Origin of the sequence: Myxococcus llanfairpwllgwyngyllgogerychwyrndrobwllllantysiliogogogochensis (assembly GCF_006636215.1) — a bacterium.
In the GTDB taxonomy this organism is placed as follows: domain Bacteria; phylum Myxococcota; class Myxococcia; order Myxococcales; family Myxococcaceae; genus Myxococcus; species Myxococcus llanfairpwllgwyngyllgogerychwyrndrobwllllantysiliogogogochensis.
In genome coordinates this window covers 1-12,882 of record NZ_VIFM01000302.1, presented here as the reverse complement: position 1 = coordinate 12,882, position 12,882 = coordinate 1, and the positions used below count along the sequence as shown (strand labels likewise).

The following is a 12,882-nucleotide window of genomic DNA, read 5'->3' as shown; positions in this document are numbered from 1 at the left end:
GTGGTGGGGCGGGGCCGTGCCCTGCCCGCGCTGCCCACCGGTTTCACGCTCTACGAAGTCGACGACACGCTGATGGCGTTGGGGGCCCTGGGCCGCCACCACCGTCAGCGCTTCCGCATTCCCATCTGCGCGGTGGGTGGCTCCAACGGGAAGACGACCACCAAGGAGATGGTGGGCGCCATCCTCGCCACGCGCGGGCCGGCGCTGAAGACGGAAGGCAACTTCAACAACGAGGTGGGCGTCCCCCTGACGCTGTTCCGGCTGGAGCCCCAGCACGTGGCGGCGGTCATCGAGGTGGGGATGAACCGGCCCGGCGAAATCCAGCGGCTCACCCGCGTGGTGCGGCCGGACGCGGGCGTCATCACCGTCGTCCAGCCCGAGCACCTGGAGGGGCTGGGCAGCCTTCAGGGCGTGGCGGACGCGGAAGGGGAGATGTTCCAGGAGATGGGGCACGGGACGACGATTGTCGTCAACGCCGATGACCCGCTCATCCCCGCGCAAGCCGAGCGCAGTGAAGCGAACCGGCTGACCTTCGGCCGCGCGGAAGACGCGGATGTGCGGCTGGTGTCGGTGGAGACGAAGGGCCGCGACGGCATGGTGGCCACGGTGCGCCACCTGGGCCGCGAGTGGCCGGTGCGGCTGGGCTTCATCGGTCCGCACAACGCGCAGAACGCGACGGCGGCCTTCGCGGTGGCGCTGGCCCTGGGCTACACGGCGGAAGAGTGCGTGAAGGGGCTGGAGGCGGCGAAGCCGTACGCGCGGCGCCTCAACGTGGTGGACGGGTTGGGGGGCGTGACGGTGATTGACGACTGCTACAACGCCAACCCCGCCTCCATGGACGCGGCGTTGGAGACGCTGGGCACGCTGGTGACGCCCGGGGGCCGCGCGGTGGCGGTGCTGGGCGACATGCTGGAATTGGGCCCGGGCGAGCTGGAAGAGCACGCGCGGCTGGGCGGGCAGGTCGCGAGCAAGGCGGCGCTGGTGGCCTTCTTCGGCCCGCGCTCCGCGGAAGGGTTCAAGCACGCGGGGCTGGGTGGGTCCGCGGCGCATTTCACGGAGGTGGAGCCCCTGGTGGCGTGGTTGACGCCGAGGCTGCGCCCCCACGACGTGGTGCTGGTGAAGGCGAGCCGCGGAATGCGGCTGGAGCGGGTGGTGGCCGCATTGACGGGCACGACCGCATCCTCCGGAGGAAACCACTAGTGCTGTATCTGCTCTACGAGCTCATCCAGAACACGGAAGCGGGGCGGGTTCTCAACTTCCTGCGCTACCCCACCTTCCGCATCATCGCCGCCGGGGTCTTCGCGCTCGTGCTGGGTATGTTGATTGGGCCGCGCCTCATCGCGAGGCTGCGCCTGAAGCAGCACGGACAGAGCAACGTCCGCGAGGACACGCCGGACTCGCATCAGAAGAAGAAGGGCACGCCCACCATGGGTGGCGCGCTCATCCTCATCTGCATCGCCGCGGGCACGCTGCTGTTCGCGGACCTGAAGAGCCGCGCCGTCTGGGTGGTGCTGCTCCTGACGTTCGGCTACGGCTTCATCGGCTTCCTGGACGACTGGCTCAAGCTGTCCAAGCGCAACTCCAAGGGCCTGGCGGGGCGCAAGAAGATGGTGCTGCAGACCGTCTTCTTCCTCATCGCCGTCTTCGGCCTGCTGACGACGTGGACGCAGCCGGACGGCTCGTTCGGCCCCACGCTGCTCATCAACACGCGGCTGACGCTGCCCTTCATTCCGTCCCACTGGTTCAACCTGGACCTGGGCTGGTTCTACGTCGTCTTCGCCTGGATTGTCATCGTGGGCACGTCCAACGCGGTGAACCTCACCGACGGCCTGGATGGGCTCGCGATTGTCCCCACCATCGTCTCCGCGATTACCTTCGCGGTGCTCTGCTACGTCGCGGGCACCACGCTGAGCATCGCGGACTCGGTGACGGTGGGCGGCACGACGAAGCTGGTGGCCACGCCGCTGTGGCAATACCTGGGCATCCTCCAGGTGCCGGGTGGCGCGGAGCTGGCCGTGTTCTGCGCGGCCATCGTCGGTGCGGGCATCTCCTTTCTCTGGTTCAACACGTATCCGGCCTCCGTGTTCATGGGGGACATCGGCTCGCTGGCGCTGGGTGGCGCCCTGGGCGGGCTGGCGGTGCTGTCCAAGAACGAGGTCGTCTCCGCCATCATCCACGGCATCTTCTTCGCGGAGGCGCTGAGCGTGATGATTCAGGTGGCCTCCTTCAAGATGACCGGCAAGCGCGTGTTCAAGATGGCGCCGGTGCACCACCACTTCGAGCTCAAGGGCCTGGCCGAGCCGAAGATCATCGTCCGTTTCTGGATCGTCTCCATCCTCTGTGGTGGCGTGGCGCTCCTGTCGCTCAAGCTGCGCTGATTCTCCCGAGGGGTGGAACATCCATGACGTTCGCGCTGTCCGGGCAGAAGGTGCTGGTGTACGGGCTGGCGAAGAGCGGCGTGGCGGCGCTGCGCTTGTTGTGCCAGCGGGGCGCGCGCGTGACGGCGCTGGACGCCCGGAGCGAGGACGCGCTGGGCGACGTGGCCCGCGAGGTGAAGGCGCTGGGCGCCACGCTCGTCACCGACCCCGCGACGCCGGGCCTCTTGGAGTCGCAGTCGCTGGTGGTGGTGAGCCCGGGCGTGCCTCTGGCGCTGCCGGAGCTGCGCGCCGCCGCGGCCGCGGGCGTTCCCATCTGGGGCGAGGTGGAGCTGGCGTGGCGCTTCCTGGAGTCGGTGCCGCTGTTTGGCATCACCGGCACCAACGGGAAGAGCACCACCACGGCGCTCACCGGAGAGCTGTTCGTCCAGGGAAAGAAGCGCACGTTCGTCGGTGGCAACCTGGGCCGGCCCTTCAGCGAGGCCGCGCTGTCCCCTGGAGACTGGGACGCGCTGGTGGTGGAGTTGTCCAGCTTCCAGCTCGAGGGCATCCAGACGCTGCGCCCGCGCGGCGCCGCCATCCTCAACCTCACGGCGGACCACATCGACCGGTACGCGGACCATGGGGCGTACGGCGAGGCCAAGGCCCGCATCTTCCACCACCAGCGAGAGGGCGACTTCGCGGTGGTGAACGCGGACGACGCGGACGTGCTCGCGCTGGCGCGCCAGGCGCGAGTGCCCGTGTACGGCTTCAGCGTCACGGGCAAGCCGGTGGCGGACGCACCGACGCTGGCGGGGCTCGCGGTGGCGGAGGCGGGCGGCTTCCGGCTGGATTTCCAGGGCGAGAAGTACCGGCTCGCCAACCGCGCGCTCAGAGGCGCCCACAACGCGCAGAACGCGATGGCGGCCACGCTGCTGGCGCGGCTGGGCGGCGTCCCGGCCGAGGCGGTGCAGGCGGGACTGGACAGCTACCCGGGCCTGCCGCACCGGCTGGAGAGCGTGCGGGTGTTGGACGGGGTGGAGTGGGTGAACGACTCAAAGGCCACGAACGTGGACTCCGTGCTGGTGGCGCTGCGCGCGTTCCAGGGCGGGCTGTGGCTGATTGCCGGTGGCAAGGGCAAGGGCGCGCCGTACGCGCCCATGGTGGAAGAGGGGCGGGGCAAGGTGAAGGGCGTGCTGACCATCGGCGCGGACTCGGACCTGCTCGCCCGGGCGTACGAGGGGCAGGCGGCGGTGCATGCGTGCGGCACGCTGGCGGCGGCGGTAGCGAAGGCGCGTGAGCTGTCGAAGTCAGGTGACACGGTGCTGCTGTCGCCCGCGTGTGCGTCGTACGATCAATTCAAGAACTTCGAGGACCGGGGCGACAGTTTCAAGCGCCTGGTCGGAGCGCTGTGACGGCATGAAGACCTCTCCTCCGTCGAATGCTCCCGTGCGGTTCGACCCCATCCTCCTGTGCGCCGTGCTGGGCCTGGTGACGATGGGACTGGTGATGGTGTACTCGGCGAGCGCGGTGCTGGCGCAGGACAAGCTCGGCGACAGCCTCTACTTCTTCAAGCGACAGGTCACCGCGGCGGCCCTGGGCCTGGTGGTGATGGCCGTGGCGATGAAGCTGGGCTGGCGCAAGCTGGCGCGCTGGGCGTATCCGCTGCTGCTCGCGGCGATTGTCCTGCTGGTGCTGGTGGCCATTCCCGGCATCGGCTCCACGGCGGGCGGCGCGCGGCGCTGGATTCGGCTGCCGGGCTTCAGCCTCCAGCCGGCCGAGGTCGCCAAGTTCGCCTGGGTCGTCTACCTGTCCTACTCGCTGGCGAAGAAGCGCGAGAAGGTGGCGACGTTCTCCGTGGGCTTCCTCCCGCACCTGGCGCTCTGCGGCATCCTGGTGATGCTTTGCATGCTCCAGCCCGACTTTGGCAGCAGCGTGCTGCTGGTGTTCATGTTGTTCGTGCTGCTGTTCGCCGCTGGCGCGAAGCTGAGCTACCTGGTCGGCTCCGTGTTGCTCGCGCTGCCGCTGGCGTACGTGGCGATTGCCTCCAGCCCGTATCGCATGAAGCGCATCCTGGCCTTCCTGGACCCGTGGGCGCACCGGCATGACGTGGGCTACCAGGTCGCCGAGTCGCTCATGTCCATCGGCTCCGGCGGCGTGGTGGGCCTGGGCCTGGGCGACGGCCGGCAGAAGCTCTTCTTCCTGCCGGAAGCGCACACCGACTTCATCTTCTCCATCCTCGGCGAGGAGACGGGGTTGATTGGCGTGGGCGTGCTCGTCTCGCTCTATGCCATCGTCCTGTGGCGCGGCGTGCGCGCGAGCCTCGCGGCCGGAGAGACCTTCGGCACGTACCTGGGGTTGGGCTTCACCTCCATCATCGCGTTCCAGGCCACGGTGAACATGTGCGTGGCCATGGGGCTGTTGCCGACCAAGGGACTGACGCTGCCGTTCGTGTCGTACGGAGGCACGTCGTTGGTGGTGCTGATGGGCGCGGCGGGGGTGCTGCTGTCGCTGAGCGCCAGCGCGCAGGGAGCGCCTCGGAGCGCGCGGGCGGGTTCGGACTTGAGGGAGGTGGCGGCGTGAAGGTGCTCATCGCGGGGGGCGGCACCGGGGGCCATCTCTTCCCGGGCATTGCCCTGGCGGAAGAGGTGGTGACGCGTCACCACGCCAACGAGGTCGTCTTCGTGGGGACCGAGCGGGGCCTGGAGGCGCGCGTGGTTCCGCGCGAGGGCTATCCGCTGGAGCTGGTGAAGGTGCAGGGCCTGAAGGGCAAGGGCTTCTTCTCCCTGCTCAAGGCGCTCTTCGCGCTGCCCCTGGCCTTCATCGAGTCGTTCCGCATCCTCGCCCGGCAGAAGCCGGACGTGGTGGTGGGCGTGGGCGGCTACGCGAGCGGGCCCGTCGTCCTGGCCGCGTGGCTGATGGGCATCCCCACCGCCATCCAGGAGCAGAACGCGCTGCCGGGCCTCACCAACAAGCTGTTGGGCAAGGTGGTGCGGGTGGTCTTCATCGCCTTCGATGAAGCGCGGCGCTTCTTCCCGGAGAAGAAGGTGCAGCTCATCGGCAACCCCATCCGCCGCAAGCTGATGGACAACTACCTGCGCAGCCACGTGGCGCACGAGAACTTCTCGGTGCTCGTCTTCGGCGGCAGCCTGGGCGCGCGGGGCATCAACCAGCGGATGTTGGAGGCGCTCGACTCGCTGGGCGACTTGAAGGAAGGCCTGCGCTTCGTGCACCAGACGGGGAAGAACGACCTGGAGATGGTGCGCAAGGGCTACACGGACAAGGGCTTCCACGCGGACGTGGTGGAGTTCATCGACGACATGTCGAGCGCGTACGCGATGGCGGACCTGGTCATCTGTCGCGCGGGTGCCACCACGCTGGCGGAGCTGACCGTGTGCAAGAAGGCGAGCATCCTGATTCCCTTCCCGCATGCGACGGATGACCACCAGACGGTGAATGCGCGGGCGCTGGTGGACGCGGGCGCGGCGCTGATGTTCCAGGAGTCGGAGCTGACGGGCGCGAAGCTGGCGGAGACGCTGCGGACGCTGAAGTCGCAGCCCGAGCGGCTCAAGGGCATGGAGAAGAAGGCGGCCCTGTTGGGCCGTCCCGAGGCGGCGAAGGAGCTGGCCGACGTGTGTGTGGACCTGATGGTGCAGACCTGGGGCCCCACCGGCCGCGAGCGTCCCACCCCCGAGGCGAAGACGGCACCCAGGAGCAAGTCGTGACGAAGAACAAGCCCCCCAGCCTCTTCAAGACGCGGCACGCCGCGCAGGTGCACTTCGTGGGCATCGGAGGCATCGGCATGAGCGGCATCGCCGAGGTGCTCATCAACCTGGGCTACCGGGTGTCCGGCTCCGACTTGAAGGAGAGCGACATCACCCGGCGCCTGACGCGCATGGGCGCCACCATCTTCGAGGGGCACAAGGCGCAGAACCTCGTGCAGGCGGACGTGGTGGTGATTTCGTCCGCGGTGCGCAAGGACAACCCGGAGGTCGTCACCGCGCGCCAGCGGAAGATTCCCGTCATCCCCCGCGCGGAGATGCTCGCGGAGTTGATGCGGCTGAAGTACTCCGTCGCCGTCGCGGGCAGTCACGGCAAGACGACGACGACGTCCATGGTGGCCACCGTGCTGAGCGCGGCGGGCCTGGACCCGACGGCGGTGGTGGGTGGCAAGGTGAACGTGCTCGACTCCAACGCCAAGCTGGGCAAGAGCGAGCTGATGGTGGTGGAGGCGGACGAGAGCGATGGCAGCTTCCTCAAGCTGCACCCGTCCATTTCCATCGTCACCAACATCGACCCGGAGCACATGGACCACTACGGCTCGCTGGAGGTGCTCCAGACGGCCTTCGTGGAGTTCTGCAACCGGGTGCCCTTCTACGGCCTCAACGTGTTGTGCCTGGACAACCCCAACGTCCAGGCGCTCCTGCCGCGCATCGAGAAGCGCTTCGTCACCTACGGCAGCTCGCACATGGCGGACTACCGCCTGGAGAGCATTGCCCTGGACTGCTTCACCACCACGTTCCATGCGTTCCGCCGCGAGGAGGACCTGGGCGAGTTCCGCGTGCGCATGGTGGGCGCGCACAACGCCTTCAACGCGCTGGCCGTCATCGCCGTGGCGGAGGAGATGGATATCCCCCTGGAGACGGTGCGCACCGCGCTGGCCGAGTTCGGTGGCGTGCAGCGGCGCTTCACCGTGAAGGGCGAGGCCAAGGGCATCACCGTGGTGGACGACTACGCGCACCACCCCACGGAGGTGCTGGCCACGCTGGCGGGCGCCCGGCGCGCCTTCGGTCGCCGCGTGGTGGTGGCCTTCCAGCCGCACCGCTACACGCGCACGCACGACTTGCTGAAGGAGTTCACCACGTCGTTCAACGACGCGGACGTGCTCTTCGTCACCAACGTCTACGCGGCCGGCGAGGAGCCGATTCCGGGCGCCACCGGTGACGCCCTGGCGGACGCCATCCGCGCGCACGGCCACCGCGATGTGACGTTCGTTCCCAAGCGCGCGGACCTGCCGGCGGCGCTGCTGCCCCGGCTGCGCGAGGGAGACCTCGTGTTGACGCTTGGCGCGGGCGATATCACCCACGTGGGGCCGGACCTGCTCGGCCTGCTCGGCAACGCGGCTCCGACGAAGGGCTAGCCGACATGGTGGAAGCGGGCGTGAAGACGGCGCTGGCGGCTCGCGTGGAGCGACTGCCGGATTGCGAAGTGAAGGCCGGCGAGCCGCTGGCTCCGCTCATCAGCGTCCGGGTGGGCGGCGCGGCGGAGGCGCTGGTGCGTCCGCGCTCGCCCGATGCGCTCGTCGCCGTGCTGAAGCTCGCGCGGGACGAGGGCGCGCCCGTGGCCATCCTCGGGGGCGGCGCCAACACGCTGGTGGGTGACGGCGGCGTGCATGGTGTCACGGTGAAGCTGCCGGGAGACTTGTTCCCCGAGCTCATCGAGGTGGGGCCGGAGGACGGGCTCATCACCCTGGGCGCGGGCGCGGCCATCGTGAAGCTCGTCAACGTGATGCGCGGCCAGGGACTGGTGGGCGCGGAGTTCCTCGCGGGCATCCCCGGGACGCTCGGCGGCGCGGTGTCGATGAACGCGGGCACCAAGAATGGCGAGGCGTTTCGCGTCATCGAGGCGGTGGAGGTCGCCACGCCTGACGGGGTGGGGTGGCTGACGAAGGCGCAGGTGCCGCATGCGTACCGGCACTCGGAGCTTCCGCCCGGGGGCGTGGTGACGCGGGTGCGCTTCCGGCTGCCCAAGGGCGATGTCGCCGCCTCCAAGGTCGCCATGGACGCGGACCTGGGCTACCGCAAGCGGACGCAGCCGTTGAGCCAGCCCAACTTCGGCAGCGTCTTCACCAATCCCCCCGGAGACCATGCCGGGCGGTTGATTGAACTCGTGGGCCTCAAGGGGCACACGCTGGGGCGGGCACAGATTTCGACGCTGCACGCCAACTGGATTGTCAACCTGGGCGGGGCGACCGCCCGGGACGTGCTGGGGCTCATCACGCTGATGCGGACGCGTGTACAGGAGCACTCCGGTGTCGACATGAAACCCGAAGTCAAACGCGTGGGAGAGTTCCTGCCATGACAGCGAATCGCGGCGCCTTCTCGAAGGACGAACTCAAGAACAAGCGCGTGGGCGTGCTGTACGGCGGCCTGTCGTCCGAGCGCGAGGTGTCCTTGCGCACCGGCGCCGCCGTGGCCGGCGCGCTGCGCTCCCTGGGCTACGACGTGGTGGACATCGACGTGGGCAAGGACCTTCCCGCGCGCCTCATCGCGGAGAAGGTGGACGTGGCGTGGCTGGCGGTGCACGGCCGCTACGGCGAGGACGGCAGCCTCCAGGGCCTGCTGGAGTCCATGTTCATCCCGTACACCGGCAGCGGCGTGCTCGCGTCGGCGATGGCCATGGACAAGGTCTATGCCAAGCTCGTCTTCATCGCCCAGGGCATCCCCACGCCCGCCTACCGCGCCTTCGCCGACGAGGCGTCCGCGCTGGCGGCGGGGGACTCGCTGGGGTTCGACTTCCCGGTGGTGGTGAAGCCCAGCCGCGAGGGCAGCAGCGTGGGGGTGCACATCTGCAAGGCGCGCGCGGACTACGACGCCGCCGTGAAGGACGCCGCGAAGTATGCGGGCACCCTCCTGGTGGAGCAGTTCGTCAAGGGACGTGAAGTGCAGGGTGGAGTGTTGGACGATGAGGCCCTGGGCGTCATCGAGGTCCGCGCCGCCCGCGAGTTCTACGACTACGATGCCAAGTACAAGGCGGGCACGGGAACGCAGTACCTCTTCCCCGCACCCCTGCCTCCGGATCAGTATGCACGGGTCAACGAGGTGTGCCTGGGCGCGCACCGGGCCCTGGGCTGTGCGGGGGCTTCGCGCTCGGACGTCATCGTCACCGACGGAGGCGATGTGTTCCTGCTGGAAACAAACACGCTGCCAGGCATGACGGCCACCAGCCTCCTGCCCAAGATTGCCGCAGGACGTGGTATCGACTTCCCAGCCCTGTGCGAGCGCCTGTTGCAAGGCGCATGTCTCAAGGCCTGAGACGGCCTTCCCCTTCGTCAAATCCCCCCTCGATGTCCTGGCCTCTCGTGGGGCCGGGGCGCTACAGCGACGTCGCTGTAGCCAAAAACTGGCGTGGAGATCCATCCGCGCGCAGCATGGGTCCCAGCGTTCCCACCATGGCCTTCGGTCGAAGCAAAAACCGCCGCCGTCAAGACACTGCCCAGCGAAATGAGGCCGTGAAGAGCGTGGTGCGCTCGCAGGGGCCGGGCGTGGTGAAGGTGGTGGCGCTGACGCTGGTGACGGGGCTGCTGGTGTGGGGTGGGGTGGAGCTGCGCCGGTGGGCGCTGGTGTCGCCCCGGTTCGAATTGGCGGCGGTGTCCTTCACAGGCCTGCAGCGCGCGTCGCGCGTGGAGCTGCTGCGCCTGGCGGCTTTGACGAAGGGTCAGAACCTCTGGGCGTTGGATGTAGGGGGGCTGGAGCGGGCCATGCTTCAGCACCCGTGGGTGAAGAAGGTGGACGTGACGCGGCGCTTCCCGAACCGTGTCTCCGTGGAGGTGTCCGAGCACGTCCCGGAGGCGTTGGCGGTGATGGGGGAGCTGTACGTGCTGGACGAAGAGGGCGAGCCCTTCAAGCGGGTGACGCCGGGGGACGGGCTGGATTTGCCGCTCGTCACCGGGGTGGACCGTGAGGGCTACGTGACGGACCCCGCCGTGGCGCGCCAGCGGTTCCAGGCGGCGCTCGAGGTGGCGCGGGCGTACGCGAAGGAATCGCCGGGCAAGCCGGAGCGGCTGTCCGAGGTGCGGATGGAGGGGCGGGAGGTGACGCTGGTGGCCGCTTCCGGGCAGGAAGTGCGCCTAGGCGAAGGGAATTCCGAGGTCAAGCTGCAGCGGTTGGGCCGTGTCCGGCGCGAACTGGGCGCCAGGGGGCTTGCAGCGGAGATCATTCACCTGGATAACCGGGCCCGGCCCGGTTGGGTGGCGGTGAAGCTTTCGAGCCCCGTGTCCGAGAGGAACGGGAGCGCGAGGCAGTAAGAGGACGCCCCTTTCACGAGAGTGGGGGGCCTGGGAGGGTTGTCATGGCGAAGCAGAAGTCGGGGGAGATTATTGTCGGCCTCGACATCGGCACGACGAAGATTTGCGCCATCGTCGGGGAGCTGACCGACAGCGGTATCGACATCATCGGTATCGGGACGCATCCGTCGAAGGGGTTGCGCAAGGGCGTGGTGGTCAACATCGAGGCGACCGTCTCCTCCATCCGCCGCGCGATTGAAGAGGCGGAGCTGATGGCGGGCGCGGAGATTTCCCACGTCTACACGGGCATCGCCGGTGGCCACATCAAGGGTTTCAATTCCCAGGGCATCGTGGCGGTCAAGGACAAGGAGGTCCGCGAGGCGGACATCGCGCGCGTCATCGACGCGGCGAAGGCGGTGGCCATCCCCCTGGACCGGGAAGTCATCCACGTCCTGCCCCAGGAGTTCATCATCGATGACCAGGGCGGCATCAAGGAGCCCCTGGGCATGGCGGGCGTGCGCCTGGAGGCCAAGGTGCACATCGTCACGGGCGCCGTCTCCAGCGCGCAGAACATCGTCAAGTGCGCGAACCGGACGGGCCTGAATGTCTCCGACATCGTCCTGCAGCCGCTGGCGAGCGCCGAGGCGGTGCTGGGCGAGGACGAGAAGGAGCTGGGCGTGTGCCTCGTCGACATCGGCGGCGGCACCACGGACATCGCCATCTTCTCTGGCGGCTCCATCGTCCACACGGCGGTGATTGCGCTGGGCGGCAACAACCTCACCAGCGATATCGCCATCGGCCTGCGCACGCCGGCTCACGAGGCCGAGCGCATCAAGCAGAAGTACGGCTGCGCGCTGGCGTCGCTCATCAACAAGGACGACACCCTGGAGGTGCCGAGCGTGGGCGGCCGTCAGCCCCGCGTCCTCGGGCGGCAGATTCTGTGCGAAATCCTGGAGCCGCGCGTGGAGGAGATCTTCCAGCTCGTGCACCGTGAGATTCAGAAGTGCGGCTACGAGGACCTGCTGGCCTCGGGCGTGGTGATTACCGGTGGCTCCACGCTGCTGGCGGGCATGCCGGAGCTGGCCGAGGAAGTGCTCGGGCTGCCGGTGCGTCGGGGCATGCCGCGCGGCATCGGCGGGTTGGTGGACGTGGTGAAGAGCCCCATGTACGCGACGGGCGTGGGCCTCGTCGTGTACGGCGCCAAGCACCTGGACCGGCGCATGTTCCGCATCCGCGAAGAGAACGTGTACAAGAAGGTGAAGGGCCGCATGCGCGAGTGGCTCGAGGAAATCTTCTAGCGCCTCGGGACGCATCCGCGTCCTGGCGCCACGCGAAGGGGCTCTCCGGAAGGAGGGCCCCTTTTGCTTTTCCGACGGGGCGCGTCACGAACCGGCTCGGACGCCACGGTCTGGGCTGACGCGTCAACGAGGACCCGAGGCCTTGGGTTGACGAGTCAACGCGGGCCCGCAAGGCCCCAGTGGGGTGGGTCATCCGGTCCGGTTTCCAGAATCCGGATCCGTGATTCGGATCCGCTGCTTCGTCTCAGAGGGGACGGGAGGGAGAACCCCCCTGGGCCGGGGTAGGACCAGAAGTGGACGGAGGGTGGCTCCTGGATTGCTATGTGCCGTCGATGCCGCCCGGGCCCCACTTCACTCCGCGCGGCCCAGGCCTATGAAACCGAACCCACAAACTCCTACTTCGCTGGTCGAGTCGCGGCGCGTACGTGCTCGCTTGCCCGCCGTCGGCCTGCTGGCGCTCCTGTGTGCCGCGCTGGTGGCCCCTTCTGCCTACGCGTCCGCTGACACCGTCCACCTGGGCGATGGCTCGGACGGCGCGCTCACCGTCAACGCGGCCGACACTGTCGTCAACGCCTATACGCGGGTGACGGCGGCGGTTCCGGCCGGTCAGAGCTTCGTCACGGTCGCCTCGTCGACGGGCTTCGCGGTGAACGACCTGGTGCTGGTGTTCCAGGCAGCGGGCCTCACGGCCCCGACGTCGGGCAGCCAGACGCCCATCGACCTGAACGCTCCCGCCAACGTGGCGGTGGGCCGGTGGCAGTTCGGGCGCGTGCAGGCGCTGACGGCGACGCGCCTCACCTTCACCGCGCCGCTCACGGTGGCCTTCGCGGCCAACACCGGGACGCAGGCCATCCGCGTTCCCGAGTACTCCACGGTGACCGTCAACGCGGCGGGAAGCCTCGTCGCCAGGCCGTGGGATGGCACCACGGGTGGCGTGCTCATCTTCCTGGCCACGGGCGCGGTGAACAACGCGGGCTCCATCTCCGCGACCAACGCGGGCTTCCGCGGCGGCATCTTCTGGAATGGTGCCGGAGATGGCTGCACCGGCATCAACCAGGCCTATCCGGGCGGCGCGCCGAAGGGCGAGGGCGTGGCGCTGGGGAGCTACGACAACACGGACCCCTTCGCGGCGGGAACGACGGGCTACGGCAACATCGCGAACGGCGCGGGCGGCGGTATCTGCCACAACTCGGGTGGCGGCGGTGGTGGCAGCGCGGGGGCGGGT

At 68.8% G+C, this 12,882-nt stretch carries 10 protein-coding genes and 1 pseudogene; all 11 read left to right on the top strand.

Annotated elements, in window-relative coordinates; all coding sequences use genetic code 11:
* Positions 1-1,200 (top strand): UDP-N-acetylmuramoyl-tripeptide--D-alanyl-D-alanine ligase (locus tag FJV41_RS42450; RefSeq protein WP_141648329.1); only part of this gene is annotated, 1,200 nt, incomplete at its 5' end.
* The gene (gene mraY / locus FJV41_RS42445; RefSeq protein WP_141648328.1) at positions 1,200-2,378 is read left to right on the top strand and encodes a phospho-N-acetylmuramoyl-pentapeptide-transferase; all 1,179 of its coding nucleotides are present in this window, start codon (positions 1,200-1,202) and stop codon (positions 2,376-2,378) included. The genes FJV41_RS42450 and mraY, both read left to right, overlap by 1 nt.
* A 23-nt stretch (positions 2,379-2,401) precedes the next feature.
* Complete coding sequence (gene murD / locus FJV41_RS42440) at positions 2,402-3,769, top strand: UDP-N-acetylmuramoyl-L-alanine--D-glutamate ligase (protein WP_141648327.1); 1,368 nt, start codon at positions 2,402-2,404, stop codon at positions 3,767-3,769.
* 4 nt (positions 3,770-3,773) lie between these two features.
* Complete coding sequence (gene ftsW / locus FJV41_RS42435; RefSeq protein WP_141648326.1) at positions 3,774-4,937, top strand: putative lipid II flippase FtsW; 1,164 nt, start codon at positions 3,774-3,776, stop codon at positions 4,935-4,937.
* On the top strand, positions 4,934-6,079 hold the full coding sequence (murG, locus tag FJV41_RS42430; RefSeq protein ID WP_141648325.1) for an undecaprenyldiphospho-muramoylpentapeptide beta-N-acetylglucosaminyltransferase: 1,146 nt from the start codon (positions 4,934-4,936) through the stop codon (positions 6,077-6,079). Before ftsW ends, murG begins: the two co-directional genes overlap by 4 nt.
* On the top strand, positions 6,076-7,494 hold the full coding sequence (murC, locus tag FJV41_RS42425) for a UDP-N-acetylmuramate--L-alanine ligase (RefSeq protein WP_141648324.1): 1,419 nt from the start codon (positions 6,076-6,078) through the stop codon (positions 7,492-7,494). Before murG ends, murC begins: the two co-directional genes overlap by 4 nt.
* Before the next feature lie 5 nt (positions 7,495-7,499).
* Positions 7,500-8,435, top strand: a complete 936-nt coding sequence (gene murB / locus FJV41_RS42420; RefSeq protein WP_141648323.1) for a UDP-N-acetylmuramate dehydrogenase — start codon at positions 7,500-7,502, stop codon at positions 8,433-8,435.
* Positions 8,432-9,388 carry a D-alanine--D-alanine ligase gene (locus tag FJV41_RS42415; RefSeq protein ID WP_141648322.1) on the top strand — a complete coding sequence of 319 codons (957 nt, stop codon included), beginning with the start codon at positions 8,432-8,434 and terminating at the stop codon, positions 9,386-9,388. Before murB ends, FJV41_RS42415 begins: the two co-directional genes overlap by 4 nt.
* A 137-nt stretch (positions 9,389-9,525) precedes the next feature.
* Entirely contained in the window at positions 9,526-10,380 is an 855-nt protein-coding gene (locus tag FJV41_RS42410; RefSeq protein ID WP_174453140.1) for a cell division protein FtsQ/DivIB, read from the top strand.
* 44 nt (positions 10,381-10,424) lie between these two features.
* On the top strand, positions 10,425-11,657 hold the full coding sequence (gene ftsA / locus FJV41_RS42405) for a cell division protein FtsA (RefSeq protein WP_141648320.1): 1,233 nt from the start codon (positions 10,425-10,427) through the stop codon (positions 11,655-11,657).
* A 433-nt stretch (positions 11,658-12,090) separates the two neighbouring features.
* Positions 12,091-12,882, top strand: a pseudogene (locus FJV41_RS42400) (adventurous gliding motility protein AgmC); the annotation flags it as partial.

Coding starts and splice junctions, on each gene's coding strand:
- murD (WP_141648327.1), top strand. CDS start 2,402: ATGACGTTCGCGCTGTCCGGGCAGAAGGTGCTGGTGTACGGGCTGGCG.
- ftsW (WP_141648326.1), top strand. CDS start 3,774: ATGAAGACCTCTCCTCCGTCGAATGCTCCCGTGCGGTTCGACCCCATC.
- murB (WP_141648323.1), top strand. CDS start 7,500: ATGGTGGAAGCGGGCGTGAAGACGGCGCTGGCGGCTCGCGTGGAGCGA.
- FJV41_RS42415 (WP_141648322.1), top strand. CDS start 8,432: ATGACAGCGAATCGCGGCGCCTTCTCGAAGGACGAACTCAAGAACAAG.
- FJV41_RS42410 (WP_174453140.1), top strand. CDS start 9,526: ATGGCCTTCGGTCGAAGCAAAAACCGCCGCCGTCAAGACACTGCCCAG.
- ftsA (WP_141648320.1), top strand. CDS start 10,425: ATGGCGAAGCAGAAGTCGGGGGAGATTATTGTCGGCCTCGACATCGGC.